The organism is Qipengyuania citrea, from assembly GCF_024171405.1.
In the GTDB taxonomy this organism is placed as follows: domain Bacteria; phylum Pseudomonadota; class Alphaproteobacteria; order Sphingomonadales; family Sphingomonadaceae; genus Qipengyuania; species Qipengyuania profunda.
Map to the genome: position 1 here is coordinate 406,938 of NZ_JALJZT010000002.1, position 19,657 is coordinate 426,594.

A 19,657-nucleotide genomic window follows, 5' to 3' on the forward strand; every position below is an offset into this window, starting at 1 on the left:
CGCGGGGCAATGGCGCAAGCGTCAAACAGGGTCAATGCCGCAGCGCAGCGCGGCTTGCACCGCAATATCCACCGGCGACTTGGCAATTCGTCGCAATGCTCGGTATCGCGGCCTTCAACGACAGGGAATCACACCGCATGAACCGCATCTCGATCCGCCCGGCGCTCGCCTGCCTCGCCCCGCTCGGGCTGGCGCTACAGGGCTGCGCCGCGCTGCCCGAAGCCGACGTTGCGGTCGCTCCGGCTACGGCCGAGGCACCTGTCCCTGCGGGTCCCGGCCTGTGGCAGGTCGCGGATGCGGATACCACGATCTACCTGTTCGGCACCGTCCATGCACTTCCCGAAAACATCGAATGGTACAAGGGGCCGATCGAGACCGCGCTCGCCGTCTCGCAGGAACTGGTCACCGAGATCCCCAGCAATGCGGCGCATGACCCCGCCGCGCAGCAGATGGTGATGACCAGTGCGCTGCTGCCCGCCGACGAAACGCTGCGCGACATGCTCTCCGAACCCGATCGGACGAGCTATGAACTCGCGCTCACCAAACTCTCCATGCCGCCTGCGGCGTTCGACCGCTTCGAACCATGGTTTGCCGGAATGACGCTGGCGGTCGTCCCGCTGCTGCAGGCGGGCTATACCGCCGAAAGCGGCGTCGAGGCGAAGCTCGAGGAACTGGCCCCCGCCGACGTCGCGCGCGGGGCGCTCGAGACGCTCGAATGGCAGATCGAACTGTTCGACACGCTGCCGGTCGAATCGCAGATCGCCTTCCTGATGGTGTCAGCCGACAATATCGACCAGGTCGTACCGATGATGGACGACATGGTCGCCGAATGGCTCGAAGGCGATGCCGATGGCCTCGCCGCGCTGATGAACGACGGGCTGACCGACCCGGTGCTGGCGCATGCACTCCTCTACGACCGCAACGAGCGCTGGGCCGAGTGGATCCACGGCCGCCTTGCCGAACCGGGCACCGTCTTCGTCGCGGTCGGCGCGGGCCATCTGGCCGGGCGTGGCAGCGTGCAGGATTACCTCGCCGGACGCGGGCTGTCCGTGACGCGCATCCAGTAATCGTCCCGCAGCCGGGCACGGGCAATTCCCGACTTGCCACGGTGGGTAAACCATGCAGGGAGGAGGCGTGACCCGCCGCTTCCTTCCTTCGCTGTGCATCGCGCTCGTGCTGTTGCTTTCCGCCTGCGGGAAGCAAGCCGATCCGGCCAAGCCCGAAGGCCCCTACCCCGCGCTGTGGGAGATCGCCGACAGCAGGGGCGCGGTCGAAGGCTGGTTGTTCGGGACCATCCACGCACTGCCCGACGGCGCCAAATGGCGTTCGCCCCAGCTCGACGCCGTGCTGGCCGAAGCCGACATGCTGGTGGTCGAGGTCGCCAATCTGGAAAATGGCGAAGAGCTGTCGACGCTGTTCGAGGAAATGGCCTTCGATCGCCCCGCCGGGCCGCTGGCGCAGCGGATCGATCCCGCGTTGCGCGACGAATTCGAGACTTTGCTGGTCAAGGCCAAGGTCCGCCGCGGCTATTTCGATCCGATGGAAAGCTGGGCCGCCGCGCTGGCGCTGGCGCAGGTGGCGCAATCCTCCAAGTCGGAAAATGGCGCCGACCGCGCGCTGTTGGCGGTGTTCGACAAGCGCGAGGTGGTCGAGCTCGAAGGCGCGCGCAAGCAGCTGGCGATCTTCGATACGCTGCCCGAGAGCGAGCAGCGCGACCTGCTGAATGCCGTGCTCGAGGAATCGCGCGCCAATGAGGGCGAAATCTCCACGCTCGCCGCCGCCTGGCTCGAAGGCGATACCGAACAGCTCACGCAGCTCACGAGGCGCGGCATCCTGGCCGATCCCGAACTGGCGCAGGCGCTGCTGCGCGACCGCAATGCCGATTGGGCGGCGCAGATCGAGAACCTGTTGTCGGCGCGCGACAAGCCGCTGATTGCAGTGGGTGCGGGCCATCTGCTGGGCGCGGACGGCCTGCCGACCATGCTCGAAGCCCGCGGTTTCACCATTCGCCGGGTCGAATAAGCCCGCCTCCCCCGGGCGTTCTTGCTTGCCTTTCGGCCCCGCCCTGCTATGCGCGCGGCCTTCGGCATCATGGTCATCCCTGGAGGCGTGGTGGACCGAGCAACCAAATAGCATTCGAAAGGTAAGTGCCATGAGCGACGCTCTGACCCTGCCGGCCGAGGCGCGCGAACGGGCTGGCAAGGGAGCCTCCCGTCAACTGCGCCGTCAAGGCCGTGTCCCCGCCGTGATCTACGGCGGCAAGGAAGAACCCACGATGATTCACGTGGAAGAAAAGGAGCTGATCAAGCAGCTCGACACCGGCCACTTCATGAACTCGATCGTCGAGCTCGAAGTGGACGGCAAGAAGCTGCGCACGCTCCCCAAGGACGTCGCTCTGCACCCCGTCACCGACCGCCCCGAGCATGTCGATTTCCTGCGCCTCGCCAAGGGCGGCAAGATCGAAGTCTCGGTTCCGGTCGTGTTCCTCAACGAGGAAGCCAGCCCCGGCCTCAAGAAGGGCGGCGTTCTGAACGTTGTCCGTCACGAGCTCGAACTGGTCTGCGAAAACGACAAGATCCCGGGCGAGATCGAAGTGGACGTCACCGGCAAGGAAGTCGGCGATTCGATCCACATCAGCGAAGTGAAGCTGCCTGCGGGTAGCGAAAGCGCGATCACCGATCGCGACTTCACCATCGCCACGCTGGTTGCTCCCTCGGCGCTCAAGAAGGCCGAAGGCGATACCTCGCAGGATGACGGCGAAGCCGATCCGCAGGATGTCCCCGCCACCGAGCAGGGTGTCGACGAGGACGCTGCACAGGAACAGGCAGACAAGAGCGCATAGCCGCCTCTTGCCTCACCGCAACGAAGCGCCGGTCCCGCAAGGGGCCGGCGTTTTGCGTTTGGCCCCACCATCGCTAGAGGACCCCGCATGCAGATCTGGACAGGCCTTGGAAATCCCGGACCGAAATATGCGATGAACCGGCACAATGTCGGCTTCATGGCGGTCGACGTCATCGCGGCGATGTACGATTTCGGCCCGGTCCAGAAGAAGTTTTCGGGCTGGTCGCAGGAAGGCCGGATCGGCACGCACAAGGTGCTGCTGCTCAAGCCCGCGACCTTCATGAACGAAAGCGGCCGCGCGGTGGGCGAAGCGCTGCGCTTCTACAAGCTCGACCCCGATGCACTGACGGTGTTCCACGACGAGCTCGACCTCGCCGCCTTCAAGGTCAAGGTCCGCATGGGCGGCGGGCTGGCGGGCCATAACGGGCTGCGGTCGATCAACCAGCACCTCGGCCCCGATTTCCGCCGCGTGCGGATCGGCATCGGCCATCCCGGATCGAAAGAGCGCGTCCACGGCCATGTGCTGGGCAATTACGCCAAGAGCGAAATGGACCCGCTGGCCGACATGCTGGCGGCGATGGCGGCCGAAGCCGAATGGCTGGCCAAGGGCGACGACGCCCGCTTCATGAACGATATCGCGCTGCGCCTGCAGGACTGAGCCCGTGAACCGGATCATGATCCTGGGGCCGTGCGGGAGCGGGAAATCGACCCTCGCGCGCAGGCTTGGCCAAATGCTCGATCTGCCATCCTACCATCTCGACCAGCTGATGTGGTCGGCAGGATGGGTCGAGCGTGAAGAGCGTGACTGGCGCCCCGAATTGGAAGCGATCGTCCAGTCACCGCGCTGGGTGATCGACGGCAATGACGCCAGTACGATGGAACTGCGGCTGGCGCGCGCCGACCAGGTGGTGTTTCTCGACTTCTCGGCCGCGCGCTGCCTGTGGCGGGTGATCCGGCGCATCTGGTCGGCGCGCGGCACCACGAGGCCCGATATGGCCCCCGATTGCCCCGAGCGCTTCGATGCGGGCTTCCTCTGGTATGTGGCAACGTGGCATAATCGACCGCGCAAGCGGATCGAGCGGGCTCTCGCGGGACATGAAGACAAGCTGCTGTATATCCGCTCTCCGCGCGAACTCGAACGCTGGCTCGCTTCGCATTCGCCGCGGTAATTGCTAGGCTGCAGGCAAAGGGAGACTGCCATGCCTGATTTGACTCGCCGTACCCTGCTTGCCGGAGCCGCCGCCACCGGAGCGCTCGCGGCCACTGCCGTCCGGGCGCAGGACGACAAGCTGATCCCCGCGCCCGACCTGACGGGCAAGGCGATCCTGATCACTGGATGTTCCTCCGGTTTCGGACGCCTCGCCGCCGAACATTTCGCCCGCGCCGGAGCAACCGTCTTCGCCACCATGCGCAACACGCCGCGGCCCGAGGCCGAGGAGCTGATGCAGCTGGCGCGCGACGAGGCGCTCGATATCCGCGTGATGCGGCTCGACGTACTGCTCGACCACGAAGTGGCCGATGCAGTCGCCAGCTCCGAGCGCGAAATCGGCCGCGGGCTCGACGTGCTGGTCAACAATGCCGGGATCGGCATCACCGGGCCGGTCGAGGTCCAGGACATGGAAGCGACCAGGCTCGCCTTCGATACCAACGTGCTTGGCTACCACCGGCTTGCCCGCGCGGTACTGCCCGGCATGCGGACGCGCAAACAGGGACATATCTTTGCCGTGTCGAGCCAGCTCGGCCGCGTCATCGTCCCCTATGCGGGGCACTATTCGGCGACCAAGTTCGCGGTCGAGGCGATGTTCGAACAGCTCGCTTACGAGCTGGTCCCGCACAATGTCGGCGTCACGATTATCGAACCGGGCGGATATCCCACGAAGGTGTGGGTCAATCGCAACCGCTATTCGCGAGAGCTGAGGGAGCGCGCGGATCAGGCCCATCTTGGCGGATATCCGCAGATCGTCGCGCGCATGGGCGAGGAGGACAGTTCGGGCCGAAGCGCCGATCCGATGGACATTCCGCACGCGATGGCAAGGGTTCTCGGCATGGCCCCGGGCACCCGCCCCGTCCGCCTGCCCGTCAGCGGCGGAAGCATCCCGCAAGTGGCGATCAACGAGGTCACCGCCAAGACGCAGGTCGGCTGGCTGGGCGAAAGCGGCTACGGCCCGTTGATCAAGGCGGTGCACAACGTCTGACGCTCTGGCTATTCGCGTGCGGGGCGGCTAAGGCGCGCGCCACACACATATACCGGAGTTTCTGATGGGTTTCCGCTGCGGGATCGTCGGCCTGCCGAATGTCGGCAAGTCCACCCTGTTCAACGCATTGACCGAGACGCAGGCCGCGCAGGCCGCGAACTATCCGTTCTGCACGATCGAGCCGAATGTCGGCCAGGTCGCGGTGCCGGACGAGCGGCTCGACAAGATTGCCGCGATCGCCAAGTCGGCCAAGATCCTGCCGACGCAGCTGGCCTTCGTCGATATCGCCGGACTGGTCAAAGGCGCGAGCCAGGGCGAAGGGCTGGGCAACCAGTTCCTCGGCAATATCCGCGAAGTCGATGCGATCGTGCATGTGCTGCGCTGCTTCGAGGATGACGACATCCAGCACGTCGCCAACAAGGTCGACCCGCTGGCCGATGCCGAAGTGGTCGAAACCGAACTGCTGCTGGCCGATCTCGAAAGCCTCGAGAAGCGTGTCCCCGCCGCTGCCAAGCGCGCCACCAGCGGTGACAAGGAAGCCAAGCTGATGGCCAGCGTGCTCGGCCAGGCGCTCGAACTGCTCAAGGAAGGAAAGCCCGCGCGGTTGACCGAACCCAAGGACGAGGAAGAGGCCCGCGTCTTCCAGCAGGCACAGCTGCTGACCGCCAAGCCGGTGCTCTATGTCTGCAACGTCGCCGAAGAAGATGCCGCGAGCGGCAATGCGCTGTCCGAGCTGGTTTTCGCCAAGGCCAAGGCCGAGGGCGCCGAGGCCGTTGTGGTTTCCGCGGCCATCGAAGCCGAATTGGTCACGATGCCTCCCGAAGACCGGACCGAATTCCTCGCCGAATTGGGGCTGGAAGAATCGGGACTGAGCCGCGTGATCCGCGCCGGCTACAGATTGCTCGGCCTGCAGACCTTCTTCACTGCGGGTCCGAAGGAAACGCGCGCCTGGACTTTCCCCACCGGGGCAAAGGCACCGCAGGCCGCAGGCGAGATCCACACCGATTTCGAGCGCGGGTTTATTCGCGCTGAAACAATTGCCTACGATGATTACCTTGCGCTTGGCGGCGAAAGCGGTGCGCGCGAAGCGGGCAAGCTGCGCCAGGAAGGCAAGGAATATCTCGTGCAGGACGGGGACGTCCTGTTGTTCAAGTTCAACGTCTGAGGTCACTTCCATGAACCGGATTGCCGCCGCCCTCGCCCTTGGCTTTGCCAGCGTCCTCGGCGGGTGCGCCGGCTATACCGATGCTCCGCTCGCCAGTGTGGCAGTGGAACAGCGCGAGCCGGTGACGATCCTCGTCTCGATCGACGGATTCCACCCGGACTATCTCGAACGCGGGCTGACCCCGACGCTGTCGCGGCTGGCCAGCGAAGGTGCGCGCGCGGCGATGCGGCCGTCCTTCCCGACCAAGACCTTCCCCAATCACTGGACACTGGTGACGGGTCTGGTGCCCGATCATCACGGCATCACGGCCAACCGCATGGAAGACAAGACGCGGCCCGGCGAAGCCTTCACGATGGCCACGGTCGATCCCTATTGGTGGAACGAGGCCAAGCCGGTGTGGGTCGAGGCCGAGGAAGCGGGCATCCGCAGCGCGGCGATGTTCTGGCCCGGTTCGGCGGTCGCCTGGGGCGGTACGGCGGAAGGGTATGGCCCGGTACCGGATGGCACGATGGCGAGCGACTGGCAGGCGTTCAGCATGCAGGTCACCAATACGCAGCGCGTCAATTCGGTGCTCGACTGGCTGCGCCGCCCGGCGGAGATCCGCCCCGAATTCGTGACGCTCTATTTCGATACGGTCGACAGTGCAGGACATGGCGGCGGACCGGTGGGCGAGGAGATCGACGAGGCGCTGCGCGACGTCGACAGCCATATCGCCGATCTGCTCGCGGGGCTCGAAAGCCTGGGCCAGCCCGCCAATCTGGTGCTGGTGTCGGACCACGGGATGGCCCCGACCGGATCGAACAAGATGATCGTGCTCGACGAGATCGTCGATGCGTCGCTCTACCGCGCGGTCGAAAGCGGGGCCTATGCGACATTCGAAGCCACCGAGGGTAACACCGCGGCGCTCGAAGCGGCGCTGCTGCGCGACCATGCGCACATGGAATGCTGGCGCAAAGGCGAGATTCCCGCGCGCTACCAATATGGCACGCACCCGCGCATTCCGCCCTATTTCTGCCTGCCCGATACCGGCTGGACCATCACCGCCCGCGCGTCCGACGCGGCGTGGAGCGGCGGCAGTCATGGCTACGATCCGTTTGCCCCCGAAATGGCATCTCTGTTCATCGCCCACGGCCCCGCCTTTCGTAGCGGTGTGACGATCGAAACTTTCCAGAACACCGCGATAACACCCTTGCTGCGACACTTGATCGGCCTGCCACAGGCGGCGCGCTCGGATGGCGATTTGGCCGATGTCGCGGATGCGCTCGCCGCGCAAAATTAGGCGGCGTGCGGAACGAGCACGCGCCCTCCCCGTTGCCAAGCAAAGCTCAACGGGGAGACATACGTGGTCGATAAATCGGAAAAGTTCAGAACGCTGGTGCGCGTGGGCTATTTCAGCCGGGCAATTCTCTATTCGGTGCTCGGACTGATTGCGCTGACCAGCGCGGGCCGGATCGGCCAGGGTACCAATGGCATCTTTCAGGCCATCCAGGATTTCCCGCTCGGCACTGCCATCCTGTGGCTGATGGTGGTCGGCCTGCTCGCCTATGCGCTGTTCCGTTTCGCCTCGACACTCCTCGATGTCGAACACCACGGCACCGACAAGACCGGCTGGGCCACGCGGATCGGCCATGCGGGGAGCGCGATCGGCCACCTTGCGCTGGCCTATTCGGCGTACAAATTCGCCACCACGGGCAGCGACAATGGCGGCGGCGCGCAGGAAGCGGCGTCGGGCGTGCTGGCAATCGAGTTCGGCGGCGTCGTGCTCGGCCTGCTGGGCATCGCCTTCTTCGCCACCGCGGCTTTCCAGGCCAAGAAGGGCCTGACCGGCAGCTTCATGAACCGCATCAGCCCGCGCGCGCCCTCGCAGACCCGCTGGATCGGCGGCGCAGGCTATCTGGCACGCGCGGTCGTTTTCCTGATCATCGGCTGGTCACTGTTCCAGGCGGGTTTCATGAGCGGCGGATCGGACCAGGTGAAGACGCTGGGTGATGCGGTCGCCAGCCTCGCGGGTGAAGGCATCGTCTTCAAGCTCGTCGCGATCGGCCTGCTCGCCTTCGGCCTCTTCAGCCTCGTCCTCGCACGCTATCGCATCATCCCCGATCTGGGCACCGAAGGACGCGTGCCCCGCTTTCGTGCATGAGCGCGGCGGACGCAGTTCCCCGCGGGGCCAAGACCGCACGGCTGTACCGCATGGTGATGGACAAGCATGTCTGTCCCTATGGCACGAAGTCCAAATGGCTGCTCGAGCGCGAGGGCTTCGCGGTCGAGGACCATTGGCTGACCACCCGCGAACAGACCGACGCGTTCAAGGCGCAGCACGGCGTAGAAACGACACCGCAGGCCTTTATCGGGGACCAGCGGATCGGCGGTTACAGCGAATTGCGGACCCATTTCGGCTACGATGAGCCTAGCGCTGGCGACACCAGCTACACGCCGGTTATCGCAGTGTTCGCCGTCGGCGCGGCGCTGGCAGTCGCGCTCAGCCTGTTCGTCTATGAAGCCGCCTTCACCGTGCGCACCGCCGAATGGTTCGTCGCCTTTTCGATGGCGATGCTCGCCATGCTCAAGCTGCAGGATGTCGAACAGTTCTCGACCATGTTCGTGGGCTACGACCTGCTCGGCCAGCGCTGGGTACCCTACGCCCATGCCTATCCCTTCCTCGAGGCCGGCGCGGCGGTGCTCATGGCCGGGCGGCAATTGCCCTGGCTCTCGATCCCGGTAGCACTGACCATCGGCACGATCGGCGCGGTCAGCGTTTTCTACGCGGTCTACATCCAGAAACGCAGCATCAAATGCGCCTGCGTCGGCGGGAGCGGGAACGTCCCGCTCGGCTTCGTATCGCTCACCGAGAACCTCGCGATGATCGGCATGGGGATTTGGATGTTGCTTCGCCCCGCGCTTTGATACATTGCATTTTGCAATGCAGTTCTACGAAGACATCGCCATCGGGCACAAGCAGGCCTTCGGCCGTTACGAGGTCACGCGTGAAGAGGTGATCGACTTCGCCTCGAAATACGATCCGCAGCCGTTCCACCTCGATGACGAAGCCGCGGCGCAGACCCATTTCGGCCGCATCTCCGCCAGCGGCTGGCACACCTGCGCGATGACCATGTCGATGCTGGTCGAGAATTTGACCAAGCACAAGCAGGCGGGCCTGGGTTCGCCGGGCGTCGACCAGCTACGCTGGAAAAAGCCGGTCTATCCGGGCGATACGCTCCGGTGCGAAAGCGAAGTGATCGAGAAGCGCCGCAGCGCCTCGCGCCCCGAAATGGGCATCTTCAAGAGCCATCTCACCGTCTTCAACCAGAATGACGAGCCGGTCATGGAAATGGTTTCGAACGGGCTGATCCGCACACGCGACCCGGAAGGGACCGACTAGCTCAGACGCCGCATCGCGCAATGCCGGTCTTGCGATAGACCACGGCCTCATGCGCATCGCGAATGGTCAGCGTGGCGGAATAATTGCTGACTTCCTCGCCGACCTGCTCGCCCGTTTCCTCGTCGAGCTCGAGCGTCATCGAAAACGCGGTCCCGTCATACTTGCGGCGCGCCAGATAGGGCAGTTCGGCGCTACCCTTGTCCGCGGCCAGCGTGACCAGTTCGCCATTGTGGAGGAAATGCCCGGTCTCCGCCATTGCGAGCGCGGTCGCCGCAAGGCCGCCGCCCTCGGGCGCGAAGCTGCAGCCTGCGCCATACAGATCGTGCTGTTCGATCTCGCGATAACGGATGGGAGCGAGCACCAGCGGTTGCGGCGGCGGGGTCTGATGCGCCTCGACCTCGGCGACCGCGGCGGCGCGTTCCTCCTCTGTCGGTTCGCTGGAACAGGCGGCCAGCACCAACGTCACCAGCAGAGCAATCTTGCGCATCAATGTCTCCCGAACAGTTTCTCGACGTCTTCCATCGACAGTTTGACCCATGTCGAGACATAGAACGCACGGTCTGGTCCAGCGTTTCCCGTGTTCGTTCAACGTCTGATTTGAGGCAATGCGACGCGGATTCGCTACGTCCGACTTTGGATGGAAAGCGGACGTAGCTTTCTTTCAGTTTGCCTTCTCGGCATCATCACTAACAACGTGCCAGATTGCCCATTTGAGCAACTCCTCGTGCTGGTCATCAAACCTCGGAATATCCCTCAGGCGAGGAATGCCAAGTAGCATCCGCGCCTCGGCCTCCTTGTTTGGCCAACGTGATCGGACTTCGTCTTGAATTGCAGCGACGCGCCTGGCCGCCTCCATGAAAGTGAATTTGCCGCTTTTGACCTCGCGATATGCCGCTTCGTTCAGACGAATGTGAAAAACAACTGTTGCAGCTTTTTCGCTCAAGTCCTCCGCTTCACAATTCGGCGGGCGAGTTTTTGGGTCAGCATTGTCCCATGCGTCACGGAATGCAGCGTGAAAAAGGGGGTGCGCAGCGCCTCGCGGGTAATAAGACACCGAGTAAATGCCATGGCCGAAGCGGTTCAGCACGTCGAAAATCTTTGGCAGATCGTTGGTTAGCCAATCAGATGTCGGCCACCTCTTCTCCCAGATTTCCCAAGGATAATCATCCAACGCAGTGCGCTCAATGTTCACGCCCACTTCGCACAGCGCCGCATAAACCTCGTCGGCATTTCGGTGTTCATTGTCATCGAGCGGGTCATCGTGCAGATGATAGCAAATCCAGTCTACACCATCTCCAAGTGGAAAGAGGTATCCAAGCGCCTCAATCTCAAACTCAATAAGCTGTGTAATTTCTGACAGGGTCTCTTGTGGTTCAGTCGTCATGGGAACCCACACGCATCGGCATAAAAGCTTGCAAATTAAAGCAGTATTCCAATGCCCGCAATGGGGTCGCAGCCTGACAGTCCGCTTTTGGCCTCTACAGCCTAAAAGTTGTCGAGCAGAGGCGGAGGTTAGCCCAGCCTAGTGTCTGCCAAACAGTTTCTCGACGTCGTCCATCGACAGCTTGACCCATGTCGGGCGGCCGTGGTTGCACTGGCCTGAACGCGGGGTGCGTTCCATTTCGCGGAGCAGCGCGTTCATTTCGTCGACCCGCAGCACGCGTCCCGCGCGGACCGAGCCGTGGCAGGCCATCGTGGCCAGAACGAGATCGAGCTTTTCGCCCAGCAGCAGCGCTTCACCGTTGAGCGCGAGGTCGTCATCTATATCGCGCAGCAGTTTTTCGGGATCGGTGCGTGCGATGGCGTGTGGCAGGCTCCGGACAAGCATAGCGGAGGGGCCGAAACGTTCGAGTGCGAGCCCGTGTTCGGCGAGCTTGGGCGCCGCCTCTTCGAGCCGGTCGCAGCTGGTTTCGTCGAGTTCGACCACTTCGGGAATCAGCAGCGCCTGGCTGCGTGCGACCGCTTCTTCCGCCCCCGCCGCGCGTAAGCGTTCCAGAACGAGGCGTTCGTGCGCCGCGTGCTGGTCGACCAGCACCAGCCCGTCCTGCGCCTCGGCGACGATATAGGTATTGGCGACCTGCCCGCGGGCGATGCCCAGCGGATAGTCCTGCGCGGATTCCGCCACCGGGGCCGCTTCCTCGGCCCTTCCGCGCGGTTCGGCCATGATGTCGCCTTCAGCCGCGCGCCATGCGCCGCCGGGTTCGGCCACGCGTTGCTGCGGCGCGGACCAGTCGCGCCCCTCGAAGATCGAGCGCAGCGCGGGCGACGGCTCCTCGCGCGCCGGTTCCTGTTGCCAGCGCGACATCGCACCCGCATCGGGGCTTTGCGCGCTGCGCTTGTCACCCGTCGCCAGTGCCTGACGCAGGCCCGAAACGATAAAGCCGCGGACACCTTGCGCATCGCGGAAGCGCACCTCGGTCTTGGCCGGGTGGACGTTCACATCGACATCCTCGGAGGGAATTTCGAGGAACAGCGCCAGCACCGCATGCCGGTCGCGCGCGAGCATATCGGCATAGGCGCCGCGCACCGCGCCAGTCAGCAGCCGGTCTTTCACCGGGCGCCCGTTGACGAACAGATACTGGTGATCGGCGACGCCGCGATTGTAGGTCGGCAGGCCGGCGATCCCGATCAGCCGCATCGCGCCGCGTTCCATGTCGAGCACCACACCATTGTCCTTGAGCTCGCGCGCGATCAGCTGCGCCACGCGATTGGCCAGTCCTTCCCCGCCCTGCAGGCCGAAGATCCGCCGGTCGCCATGGTCGAGCGTGATCGCCACATCGGGCCGCGCCATCGCAAGCCGCAGGACGACATCCTTGCACGCGGCATATTCGCTGCGCGCGGTGCGCAGGAACTTGCGCCGCGCGGGGATCTTGCCGAAGAGTTTTTCGACCCGCACCCGCGTCCCCGGCGGGAGCGCGGCGGGACCTTCGGCAGCAATTTCTCCGTGATCGACCACCCGCTTCCAGCCCTGCTGGGCCCCGGCCGGACGACTCTCGATCGTGAAGCGGGCGACGCTGGCGATGCTCGGCAGCGCTTCCCCGCGAAAGCCCAATGTCGCGACCTGTTCGATCGCTTCGTCGGGCAGTTTGGAGGTTGCGTGCCGTTCGAGCGCCAGCGCCATTTCATCCGGCGTCATCCCGCAACCATCATCGGTCACCTCGACGCTTGTCAGCCCGCCTTCGACCAGCTTGACGGCGATCCGCGTAGCGCCCGCGTCGATCGCATTTTCGACCAGTTCCTTGAGCGCCGAAGAGGGCCGTTCGACCACCTCGCCGGCGGCGATACGGTTGACCAGATTCTCGGGCAGGCGACGGATTTGCGGCATGGTCGCGCGGTTGTAGCGGTGAAGCGTCACGAATCCGAGACGGCGCGTTCAGCTATCCCCCGCAGCCATAGCGGAAATTTTTGGCATTCCATTCGTATTATCGCTAAGGCTCCGCCACCATTTCCGCCCGGAGAGGTGCGAGCGGGTCGCATCCCTCTCGTCGGACCACGCGACAACATGGAAAATCGAATAAACATGGGCTTCTGGAACAATCTCTTCAAATTCGGCGTGCAAAATATGGCGATCGATCTCGGAACCGCCAACACGCTGGTTTATGTGCAGGATCAGGGCATTGTCCTGAACGAGCCGAGCGTGGTCGCACTCGAGACGATCAATGGCATGAAACGGGTCAAGGCCGTGGGCGACGATGCCAAGATGATGATGGGCAAGACGCCCGACAGCATCGAAGCCATCCGCCCGCTGCGCGACGGTGTGATCGCGGACCTCGACGTGGCCGAGGAGATGATCAAGCACTTCATCCGCAAGGTGAACGGGCGCAAGAGCCTGATGCGCTATCCCGAAATCACCATCTGCGTGCCCTCCGGATCGACCTCGGTCGAGCGCCGCGCGATCCGCGATGCCGCGTCGAACGCGGGCGCCAGCCAGGTCTATCTGATCCTCGAACCCATGGCCGCGGCGATCGGCGCCGACATGCCGGTGACCGAACCGGTCGGCAGCATGGTCGTCGATATCGGCGGCGGCACCACCGAAGTCGCCGTGCTATCGCTGCGCGGCCTCGCCTATACCACCTCGGTCCGCACTGGCGGCGACAAGATGGACGAAGCGATCGTGTCCTATGTTCGCCGACACCATAACCTGCTGATCGGCGACAGCACTGCCGAACGGATCAAGAAGGATTTCGGTGTCGCGCGTCCGCCCGAAGACGGTGTGGGTGAAAGCATCACGCTGAAGGGCCGCGACCTCGTCAACGGCGTGCCCAAGGAAATCACCATCAACCAGGGGCACCTCGCCGAAGCCTTGTCCGAACCGATCGGGGCTATCGTCGAAGGCGTGCGCATCGCGCTGGAAAACACCGCGCCCGAACTGGCCGCCGACATCGTCGACCAGGGCATTGTGCTCACCGGCGGCGGCGCGCTGATCGGCGGGCTGGACGAATATCTGCGCGAAGAAACCGGCCTGCCGGTGACCATCGCGGAAGATCCGCTGTCTTGCGTCGCTCTCGGCACGGGCCGCGCAATGGAGGACCCGATCTATCGCGGCGTCCTGATGACGGCTTAAGAAAGGCAGGGGAATGGCGCCGACAGGCTCACGGCGCTCGGGGTTTTCTCGCAGGGCGCAATACAACCTCTTCACCGGCTATCTGATCGCGGGCGCTGGCGCGCTTATCGGCGCCATCCTCCTCACCCTGTCCTTCTTCCAGCCCCAATTGTTCGGCGGGCTGCGCGGGGCGGCGCAGACCGGAGTCTCGCCCGCGACCGAGACCGCCGCCACGGTGAGGACCGGCAGCAAGGGCTTCTGGGAAACCGTCAGCGGCTATTACCGCGCGGGGTCGAAGAATGCCGATCTCAAGCGCGAGATGGAAATTGCGCGTATCCGGCTGGCCGAAGCCGAGGCGGTGAAGCAGGAAAACCGGCGGCTGAAGGGCTTGCTCGATCTGCACGACAAGGAGATCGAGCCCGTCGCCGTCGCGCGGCTGGTCGGCTCCTCCGCCTCGAGCACTCGCCGCTTCGCCTATCTCGGCGCCGGGTCGAACGACGGGGTGGCGATCGGCATGCCGGTCCGCTCGCCCCGCGGCGTGGTCGGACGCATTCTCGAAGTCGGCAGCGACAGCGCACGCGTGCTGCTGCTCACCGATACCGAAAGCATCCTCCCGGTGCGCCGCGCCAAGGACGAGGTCGTGGCCTTTGCCGAAGGGCGCGGCGATGGCCTGCTGCGCATCAGGCTGATCAATCTCGGGATCAATCCGCTCAGCCCCGGCGATGTCTTCGTGACCAGCGGCGCGGGAGGATACTACCCCCCGGGTATTGCGGTCGCCATCCTCACCGAAACCACCGATGACGGCGGTCTGGCGCGCATCGTCAGCGATCCCGCTGCAACCGATTACGTCAGCGTCGAGCCGATCTACGAACCCGACGCGGCGCTCGGCGCGGCCACCCCGATCGAGCGCGAGCTGACCGACTGATGGAGCGCAACGACCCGCGGGCGCGCAGCGATGCCTATGGCAGCCGGATCAACCGCTCGCACTCGCCACTGCTCGCCAATAGCGTGCCGTGGATCTCGATCGTCATCGGGTCGGTTTTGCCGATCTTCCCGATTGCCGCCGGCCTCCCGATGATGCCGCCCTTCGGCCTGCTCATGCTGCTCGCCTGGCGGCTGGTGCGGCCCGGATTGATGCCCGTATGGGCGGGCATTCCGCTGGGCTTGATCGACGATCTCTACAGCGGGCAACCCTTCGGCTTCGCGATCATGTCATGGTCGCTGATCATGCTCGGCATCGAGCTGATCGAGGCGCGGCTGCCGTGGCGTGCGTTCTGGCAGGATTGGTTCACTGCGGGTATACTGATACTCGGGTACCTCACCGCCGGATGGCTGTTCTCCGGCGGCCAACCGACCTTCCATTCGCTCATGGCCCTGGTTCCGCAGCTCGTGCTCACCATTCTCTTCTTCCCCATCGCAGCGCGGCTGGTCGCGGTCCTCGACCGTACCCGTCTCAAGCGCTGGAGGGCACGCTGATGCGGTTGCGCAAGCGCGCGCGCCCGCGCGAAGTCGTCACCCAGTCGACGCTCGAGAACGCCTTCGACCGGCGGACCTTCGTCATCGGCACCGCGATGGGCGGGCTCGGCGTGCTGCTGGCTGCGCGAATGGGCTACATCGCCATCGCCGAGAACGAGAAATACGAGCTCGAGAGCGAGAGCAACCGGGTCAATCTATCGCTGATCCCGCCGCGGCGTGGCTGGATCCTCGACCGCAACGGGGCGCCGCTCGCATCGAACCGCGCGGACTTCCGCGTCGATATCATTCCCGAACGCACACCCGATCCCGATGCCACGCTCCTTGCGCTTACGGACATCCTCAAGCTCGATGAGAACCAGGCGGCGGACATCCGCAAGCGGATCGACGACGGCCCCGGCTACCAGCCCGTCGAGATCGCCTCGGGTATCAGCTATGACGAGTTCGCCGCGGTCAGCGTGCGCCTGCCCGACCTGCCCGGGGTGGTTCCGCAGCGCGGCTTCTCGCGCTTCTATCCCACCGGGCTCACTGTCGGCCATCTGCTCGGCTATGTTGGCCCTGCCAATGCGGAGGAGTATGAGGAGCAGGATCGCAATCCGCTGCTGATCACGCCGGGGTACAAGATCGGCAAGGATGCGCTGGAGCGCCAGTTCGAACTCGATCTGCGCGGTATCCCGGGCGCGCGCCGGGTCGAGGTCACCGCATCGGGACGGATCGTCCGCGATCTCGAAACGCGCGAGGACGTCCAGGGCGATCCCGTCCGGCTGACGATCGACGGTCCGCTGCAGGATTACGCCGCACGCCGGATCGGGCTCGAGAGCGGGTCGGCGGTGGTGATGGATTGCGAGACGGGCGACATATTGTGCATGGCCTCGATGCCCAGTTTCGACCCCAACAGCTTTTCGCAAGGGATCGGGCGTGTCGAATACGGCATGCTGCGCGACGACGAGCGCGTACCGCTGCGCAACAAGGTTCTGAAGGGCCTCTATCCCCCCGGATCGACGATCAAGCCGATGCACTGCATGGCGTTCCTCGATGCGGGCATCAAGCCGGACGAAGCGATCATGTGCGGCGGCGGGCGCCGCATCGGCAATCGCTTCTTCAATTGCTGGAGCAATCATGGCCGGGTCGACATGGCCAAGGCGATCTACCAGAGCTGCGACAGCTATTTCTACCATTTCGCCCAGCAGGTGGGTTTCGCCAAGGTGGCCGAATGGGCGCACAAGATGGGTCTGGGCGAAGAATTCCCGCTCCCCGTCACCAGCCAGTTCTACGGAACGGTGCCGTCACCCGAATGGAAGCAGCGGCGTCACGACAGCGCATGGCAGCCCTATGACACGGTCAATTCCTCGATCGGCCAGGGCTATTACCTGACCAACCCGCTCCAGCTGGCGGTGATGAGCGCGCGCATGGCGACCGGGTACAAGGTCATGCCGCGGCTGCAACTCGAGGGCAACAAGCCCCAATTTGAGCATTTCGATTTCAGCCCGGAGGAAATCGGCTACGTCCGGCAGGCGATGAGCGATGTCGTAAACGGACCCGGCACGGCGGGACGCGCGCGGCTGCCGTTCGACGATATCAAGATGGCGGGCAAGACGGGCACCGCGCAGGTCGTTTCGCTCAGCGTCTCCAACGGCAAGACCGGCCCGTGGAAATATCGCGATCACGGCCTGTTCGTGTTTTTTGCCCCGTTCGACAAACCGAAATACGCCGGCGCGGTGGTCATCGAACATGGCGGCGGGTCGGGCGCAGCCTATCCGATCGCGCGCGATGTGATGACCTTCCTGTTCGATCCGGCCAAGGGCATGGACGCGCTGCGCCCGCTCGAAGAACAATGGGGCGGCACTGCGCAGCAGCGGCTGAATGCGAAATATCGCGCCTATGCCGCAGCGCAGGGCGAGACCGTGCCCCCCGCCCCGTCACGCGACGAGGATATCTTCGACCAGGTCGAAGCCGAAGCGCGCGTGGCCGCCCGCCAGCCCGAAAGCATCGCTGAACAGGCCAGCCCTTCGCGCATCGACACGCGCTCGCCCGAGGAAGTGTCGCAAGCCTCCGCCTCGGCCAGACCGACCTCCGCCCGGAGCACTCCGGCGCCGGATGCCACAGACGCGCCTGAATGACCGGTCTCGTCCCCGCCCCCATCGCACGTCAGCCATGGCAGATGCTGTTTCCGCTGTTCGTGCTGATCGGCTTCGGCGCGCTGGTGCTGTATTCCGCCGCGGGTGGGAACTGGGATCCCTATGCGTCCTCGCATGTCATCCGCTTCGGCGTGTTCCTGGTCATGGCCTTCGTGCTCAGCCGGTTCTCGCGCGATCTGGTGATGCTGTTCGCCATCCCGATTTATGGGGTAGTGCTGCTGATGCTGGTCGCGGTGGAGGCGATCGGTTTCGTCGGGGGCGGCAGCCAGCGCTGGCTCGACCTGGGCTTTATGCAATTGCAGCCCTCGGAGCTGATGAAGCCGGCAATCGTGCTGGTCCTCGCGCGCTATTACGCAACCTTGCCGGTCGGCATGGTGCCCACCGTGCGTGCCCTGATTGCACCGGGGGCACTGATCCTCGCCCCGGTGGCGCTGGTGCTGCTGCAGCCCGATCTGGGCACCTCACTGGCGATCGTGTTCGGCGGTGCGGTCATCATGTTTTCCGCGGGCCTGCCGCTGCGCTGGTTCGTCGGAGCGGGCCTGGCTGCCGCCGTGCTCGCCCCGGTGGCCTTCTTCTTTGGCTTGCAAGACTACCAGCAGAAGCGGGTGTTCACCTTCCTCGATCCCGCCAGCGATCCGCTGGGCGATGGTTACCACATCACCCAGTCCAAAATCGCGATCGGATCGGGGGGCTTTTCCGGCAAGGGCTTCAACGAAGGGTCGCAGAGCCATCTGCACTATCTGCCCGAACCGCACACCGACTTCATCTTCGCCACCATGGCCGAGGAATGGGGCTTTATCGGCGGGCTGATCGTGCTCGGCGCTTTCGCCATGATTTTCGGCTGGGGCCTGGCAGTGTCGCGCGCGAGCACCGACCGGTTCGGCAAGCTCGTGGCGCTCGGCATGACCGCGACGATCTTCTTCTATGTCGCGATCAATCTGATGATGGTCATGGGCCTGGCGCCGGTGGTCGGCATTCCGCTCCCCTTCATGAGCCATGGCGGCAGTTCGATGCTCACCAACATGATCTGCATCGGCTCGTTGATGATGGTTCACCGCTGGAACCGCAAGGCCCCGCGCACCGGCCTGATCCGCTAGAGTTCGATCAGTCCCAGCTTGAGCGCGCGCACGGTCGCGGTCACGCGGTCGTTGGTCTGCAGCTTGTCATAGACCCGGCGCGTATAGGTACGCACGGTTTCGGGCGAGATCTCGAGGATCGCGGCGATATCGCCCGCCGACTTGCCCCGCCCCATCCATTCGACGACCTCGCGTTCGCGGTCCGACAAGGCGACCGATGCCCGGCCCTCGTCCATGACTTTGCAGAGCTGCAGATGCGCGGCGAGGATCAGCGAGTGGATTTTCTGCAGGCGCTTCTTGGAGAAGCCGTCGGGATCCTCGGCAAACCGCATCGTAGCATAACCGTCGCGATTGCGCGGACCGAACAACGCGAAGACCACCCAATTGTCGACGTCAAGCTCCTCCAGATCGTCGAGAAAGCTTGTGACATCCGGTATCGACTTTCCACGTGCGCGCACCTCGGTCCAGGTCAGTACGGGACCGTGCTCAAAAGCGAGTTGGGGGATCGGGTCGCGTCCACGGAAATCGTCGCTAATGTAACGTTTCTGGTATTCGACGGGAAAATCGCGCGTCCAGATAAATGTGTTTCGCGAGGTGGGCGATTCGAACACCGGCGTGAAGTGATAGCTTAACCAGGTAGCGCCTTGTTCTAGGCACGCCGCGTAAAGGTATTCGAGAATTGCCTCGCAATCCTCCATCTTGACGATATGTTTCGTGGTGTCGTGCATCGCTACTCTAGCTAGTTTTACTGTCCCCCCGTTGAGGGACTGCTTTTACCACCGATAGACACTACTGAACAGTATGACGATTGTTGGCGGACCGGGGGGTTAGTCGCTGGCGCAGTTGG

At 64.3% G+C, this 19,657-nt stretch carries 20 protein-coding genes; 16 read left to right on the forward strand and 4 right to left on the reverse strand.

All coding sequences use genetic code 11. The features are described from left to right. Positions 1–95: 95 nt before the first annotated feature. From J2S32_RS02825 to J2S32_RS02875, 11 genes are all read left to right on the forward strand, one after another. Positions 96–1,067, forward strand: coding sequence for a TraB/GumN family protein (locus J2S32_RS02825; RefSeq protein ID WP_253515743.1), 972 nt, complete (start codon positions 96–98; stop codon positions 1,065–1,067). A gap of 67 nt (positions 1,068–1,134) precedes the next feature. Beyond that, positions 1,135–2,022, forward strand: a complete 888-nt coding sequence (locus tag J2S32_RS02830) for a TraB/GumN family protein (protein ID WP_253515745.1) — start codon at positions 1,135–1,137, stop codon at positions 2,020–2,022. A 130-nt stretch (positions 2,023–2,152) separates the two neighbouring features. Then, a complete protein-coding gene (locus tag J2S32_RS02835; protein ID WP_253515750.1) occupies positions 2,153–2,842 on the forward strand; it encodes a 50S ribosomal protein L25/general stress protein Ctc in 690 nt (229 codons plus the stop codon). 87 nt (positions 2,843–2,929) lie between these two features. Then, positions 2,930–3,499 (forward strand): aminoacyl-tRNA hydrolase, encoded by a 570-nt coding sequence (pth, locus tag J2S32_RS02840; RefSeq protein ID WP_253515756.1) that lies wholly within the window; start codon positions 2,930–2,932, stop codon positions 3,497–3,499. A gap of 73 nt (positions 3,500–3,572) precedes the next feature. After that, positions 3,573–4,010 (forward strand): topology modulation protein, encoded by a 438-nt coding sequence (locus J2S32_RS02845; RefSeq protein WP_253515762.1) that lies wholly within the window; start codon positions 3,573–3,575, stop codon positions 4,008–4,010. Between the two features lie 30 nt (positions 4,011–4,040). After that, on the forward strand, positions 4,041–5,036 hold the full coding sequence (locus J2S32_RS02850; RefSeq protein ID WP_253515769.1) for an SDR family oxidoreductase: 996 nt from the start codon (positions 4,041–4,043) through the stop codon (positions 5,034–5,036). Positions 5,037–5,100: 64 nt separating this feature from the next. Further along, positions 5,101–6,201, forward strand: coding sequence for a redox-regulated ATPase YchF (gene ychF / locus J2S32_RS02855; protein WP_253515772.1), 1,101 nt, complete (start codon positions 5,101–5,103; stop codon positions 6,199–6,201). 10 nt (positions 6,202–6,211) lie between these two features. Continuing rightward, a complete protein-coding gene (locus tag J2S32_RS02860; protein ID WP_253515776.1) occupies positions 6,212–7,480 on the forward strand; it encodes an ectonucleotide pyrophosphatase/phosphodiesterase in 1,269 nt (422 codons plus the stop codon). Positions 7,481–7,543: 63 nt separating this feature from the next. After that, on the forward strand, positions 7,544–8,341 hold the full coding sequence (locus tag J2S32_RS02865; protein WP_253515779.1) for a DUF1206 domain-containing protein: 798 nt from the start codon (positions 7,544–7,546) through the stop codon (positions 8,339–8,341). Next, entirely contained in the window at positions 8,338–9,105 is a 768-nt protein-coding gene (locus J2S32_RS02870; protein WP_253515786.1) for a glutaredoxin family protein, read from the forward strand. Before J2S32_RS02865 ends, J2S32_RS02870 begins: the two co-directional genes overlap by 4 nt. Before the next feature lie 16 nt (positions 9,106–9,121). Continuing rightward, positions 9,122–9,580, forward strand: a complete 459-nt coding sequence (locus J2S32_RS02875) for a MaoC family dehydratase (protein WP_253515788.1) — start codon at positions 9,122–9,124, stop codon at positions 9,578–9,580. Position 9,581: 1 nt separating this feature from the next. Here J2S32_RS02875 and J2S32_RS02880 read toward each other — a convergent pair whose 3' ends face one another. The 3 genes from J2S32_RS02880 to mutL all read right to left on the reverse strand — a co-directional run bounded on the left by J2S32_RS02880 (position 9,582) and on the right by mutL (position 12,905). Next, positions 9,582–10,067, reverse strand: a complete 486-nt coding sequence (locus J2S32_RS02880; protein ID WP_253515790.1) for a hypothetical protein — start codon at positions 10,065–10,067, stop codon at positions 9,582–9,584. A 174-nt stretch (positions 10,068–10,241) separates the two neighbouring features. Beyond that, positions 10,242–10,964 carry a hypothetical protein gene (locus tag J2S32_RS02885; protein WP_253515792.1) on the reverse strand — a complete coding sequence of 241 codons (723 nt, stop codon included), beginning with the start codon at positions 10,962–10,964 and terminating at the stop codon, positions 10,242–10,244. A gap of 138 nt (positions 10,965–11,102) precedes the next feature. Further along, positions 11,103–12,905, reverse strand: a complete 1,803-nt coding sequence (gene mutL / locus J2S32_RS02890) for a DNA mismatch repair endonuclease MutL (protein WP_253522897.1) — start codon at positions 12,903–12,905, stop codon at positions 11,103–11,105. 195 nt (positions 12,906–13,100) lie between these two features. On the opposite strand from mutL, the gene J2S32_RS02895 reads away from it, so the two are divergent. The 5 genes from J2S32_RS02895 to rodA are packed head-to-tail and all read left to right on the forward strand — an operon-like array spanning position 13,101 to position 18,831. Further along, a complete protein-coding gene (locus J2S32_RS02895) occupies positions 13,101–14,144 on the forward strand; it encodes a rod shape-determining protein (protein WP_253515794.1) in 1,044 nt (347 codons plus the stop codon). A 13-nt stretch (positions 14,145–14,157) separates the two neighbouring features. Next, positions 14,158–15,048, forward strand: a complete 891-nt coding sequence (gene mreC, locus J2S32_RS02900; RefSeq protein ID WP_253515796.1) for a rod shape-determining protein MreC — start codon at positions 14,158–14,160, stop codon at positions 15,046–15,048. Continuing rightward, the gene (locus tag J2S32_RS02905; protein ID WP_253515798.1) at positions 15,048–15,599 is read left to right on the forward strand and encodes a rod shape-determining protein MreD; all 552 of its coding nucleotides are present in this window, start codon (positions 15,048–15,050) and stop codon (positions 15,597–15,599) included. The genes mreC and J2S32_RS02905 overlap by 1 nt, the downstream gene beginning before the upstream one ends. Then, positions 15,599–17,716 (forward strand): penicillin-binding protein 2, encoded by a 2,118-nt coding sequence (gene mrdA / locus J2S32_RS02910; RefSeq protein WP_253515801.1) that lies wholly within the window; start codon positions 15,599–15,601, stop codon positions 17,714–17,716. The genes J2S32_RS02905 and mrdA overlap by 1 nt, the downstream gene beginning before the upstream one ends. Beyond that, positions 17,713–18,831, forward strand: coding sequence for a rod shape-determining protein RodA (gene rodA / locus J2S32_RS02915; RefSeq protein ID WP_253515804.1), 1,119 nt, complete (start codon positions 17,713–17,715; stop codon positions 18,829–18,831). Before mrdA ends, rodA begins: the two co-directional genes overlap by 4 nt. On the opposite strand, the gene J2S32_RS02920 is transcribed toward rodA, so the two are convergent. Continuing rightward, entirely contained in the window at positions 18,828–19,538 is a 711-nt protein-coding gene (locus J2S32_RS02920; protein WP_253515806.1) for a helix-turn-helix transcriptional regulator, read from the reverse strand. The two genes, rodA and J2S32_RS02920, sit on opposite strands and share 4 nt — an antisense overlap. Between the last annotated feature and the right edge of the window lie 119 nt (positions 19,539–19,657).

Excerpts from the sequence above, each read along its gene's own strand:
- J2S32_RS02825 (WP_253515743.1), top strand. The coding sequence starts at position 96 with ATGCTCGGTATCGCGGCCTTCAACGACAGGGAATCACACCGCATGAAC.
- J2S32_RS02835 (WP_253515750.1), top strand. The coding sequence starts at position 2,153 with ATGAGCGACGCTCTGACCCTGCCGGCCGAGGCGCGCGAACGGGCTGGC.
- pth (WP_253515756.1), top strand. The coding sequence starts at position 2,930 with ATGCAGATCTGGACAGGCCTTGGAAATCCCGGACCGAAATATGCGATG.
- J2S32_RS02845 (WP_253515762.1), top strand. The coding sequence starts at position 3,573 with ATGCTCGATCTGCCATCCTACCATCTCGACCAGCTGATGTGGTCGGCA.
- J2S32_RS02850 (WP_253515769.1), top strand. The coding sequence starts at position 4,041 with ATGCCTGATTTGACTCGCCGTACCCTGCTTGCCGGAGCCGCCGCCACC.
- ychF (WP_253515772.1), top strand. The coding sequence starts at position 5,101 with ATGGGTTTCCGCTGCGGGATCGTCGGCCTGCCGAATGTCGGCAAGTCC.
- J2S32_RS02860 (WP_253515776.1), top strand. The coding sequence starts at position 6,212 with ATGAACCGGATTGCCGCCGCCCTCGCCCTTGGCTTTGCCAGCGTCCTC.
- J2S32_RS02870 (WP_253515786.1), top strand. The coding sequence starts at position 8,338 with ATGAGCGCGGCGGACGCAGTTCCCCGCGGGGCCAAGACCGCACGGCTG.
- J2S32_RS02875 (WP_253515788.1), top strand. The coding sequence starts at position 9,122 with ATGCAGTTCTACGAAGACATCGCCATCGGGCACAAGCAGGCCTTCGGC.
- J2S32_RS02880 (WP_253515790.1), bottom strand. The coding sequence starts at position 10,067 with ATGCGCAAGATTGCTCTGCTGGTGACGTTGGTGCTGGCCGCCTGTTCC.
- J2S32_RS02885 (WP_253515792.1), bottom strand. The coding sequence starts at position 10,964 with ATGACGACTGAACCACAAGAGACCCTGTCAGAAATTACACAGCTTATT.
- mutL (WP_253522897.1), bottom strand. The coding sequence starts at position 12,905 with ATGCCGCAAATCCGTCGCCTGCCCGAGAATCTGGTCAACCGTATCGCC.
- J2S32_RS02895 (WP_253515794.1), top strand. The coding sequence starts at position 13,101 with ATGGGCTTCTGGAACAATCTCTTCAAATTCGGCGTGCAAAATATGGCG.
- mreC (WP_253515796.1), top strand. The coding sequence starts at position 14,158 with ATGGCGCCGACAGGCTCACGGCGCTCGGGGTTTTCTCGCAGGGCGCAA.
- J2S32_RS02905 (WP_253515798.1), top strand. The coding sequence starts at position 15,048 with ATGGAGCGCAACGACCCGCGGGCGCGCAGCGATGCCTATGGCAGCCGG.
- mrdA (WP_253515801.1), top strand. The coding sequence starts at position 15,599 with ATGCGGTTGCGCAAGCGCGCGCGCCCGCGCGAAGTCGTCACCCAGTCG.
- rodA (WP_253515804.1), top strand. The coding sequence starts at position 17,713 with ATGACCGGTCTCGTCCCCGCCCCCATCGCACGTCAGCCATGGCAGATG.
- J2S32_RS02920 (WP_253515806.1), bottom strand. The coding sequence starts at position 19,538 with ATGCACGACACCACGAAACATATCGTCAAGATGGAGGATTGCGAGGCA.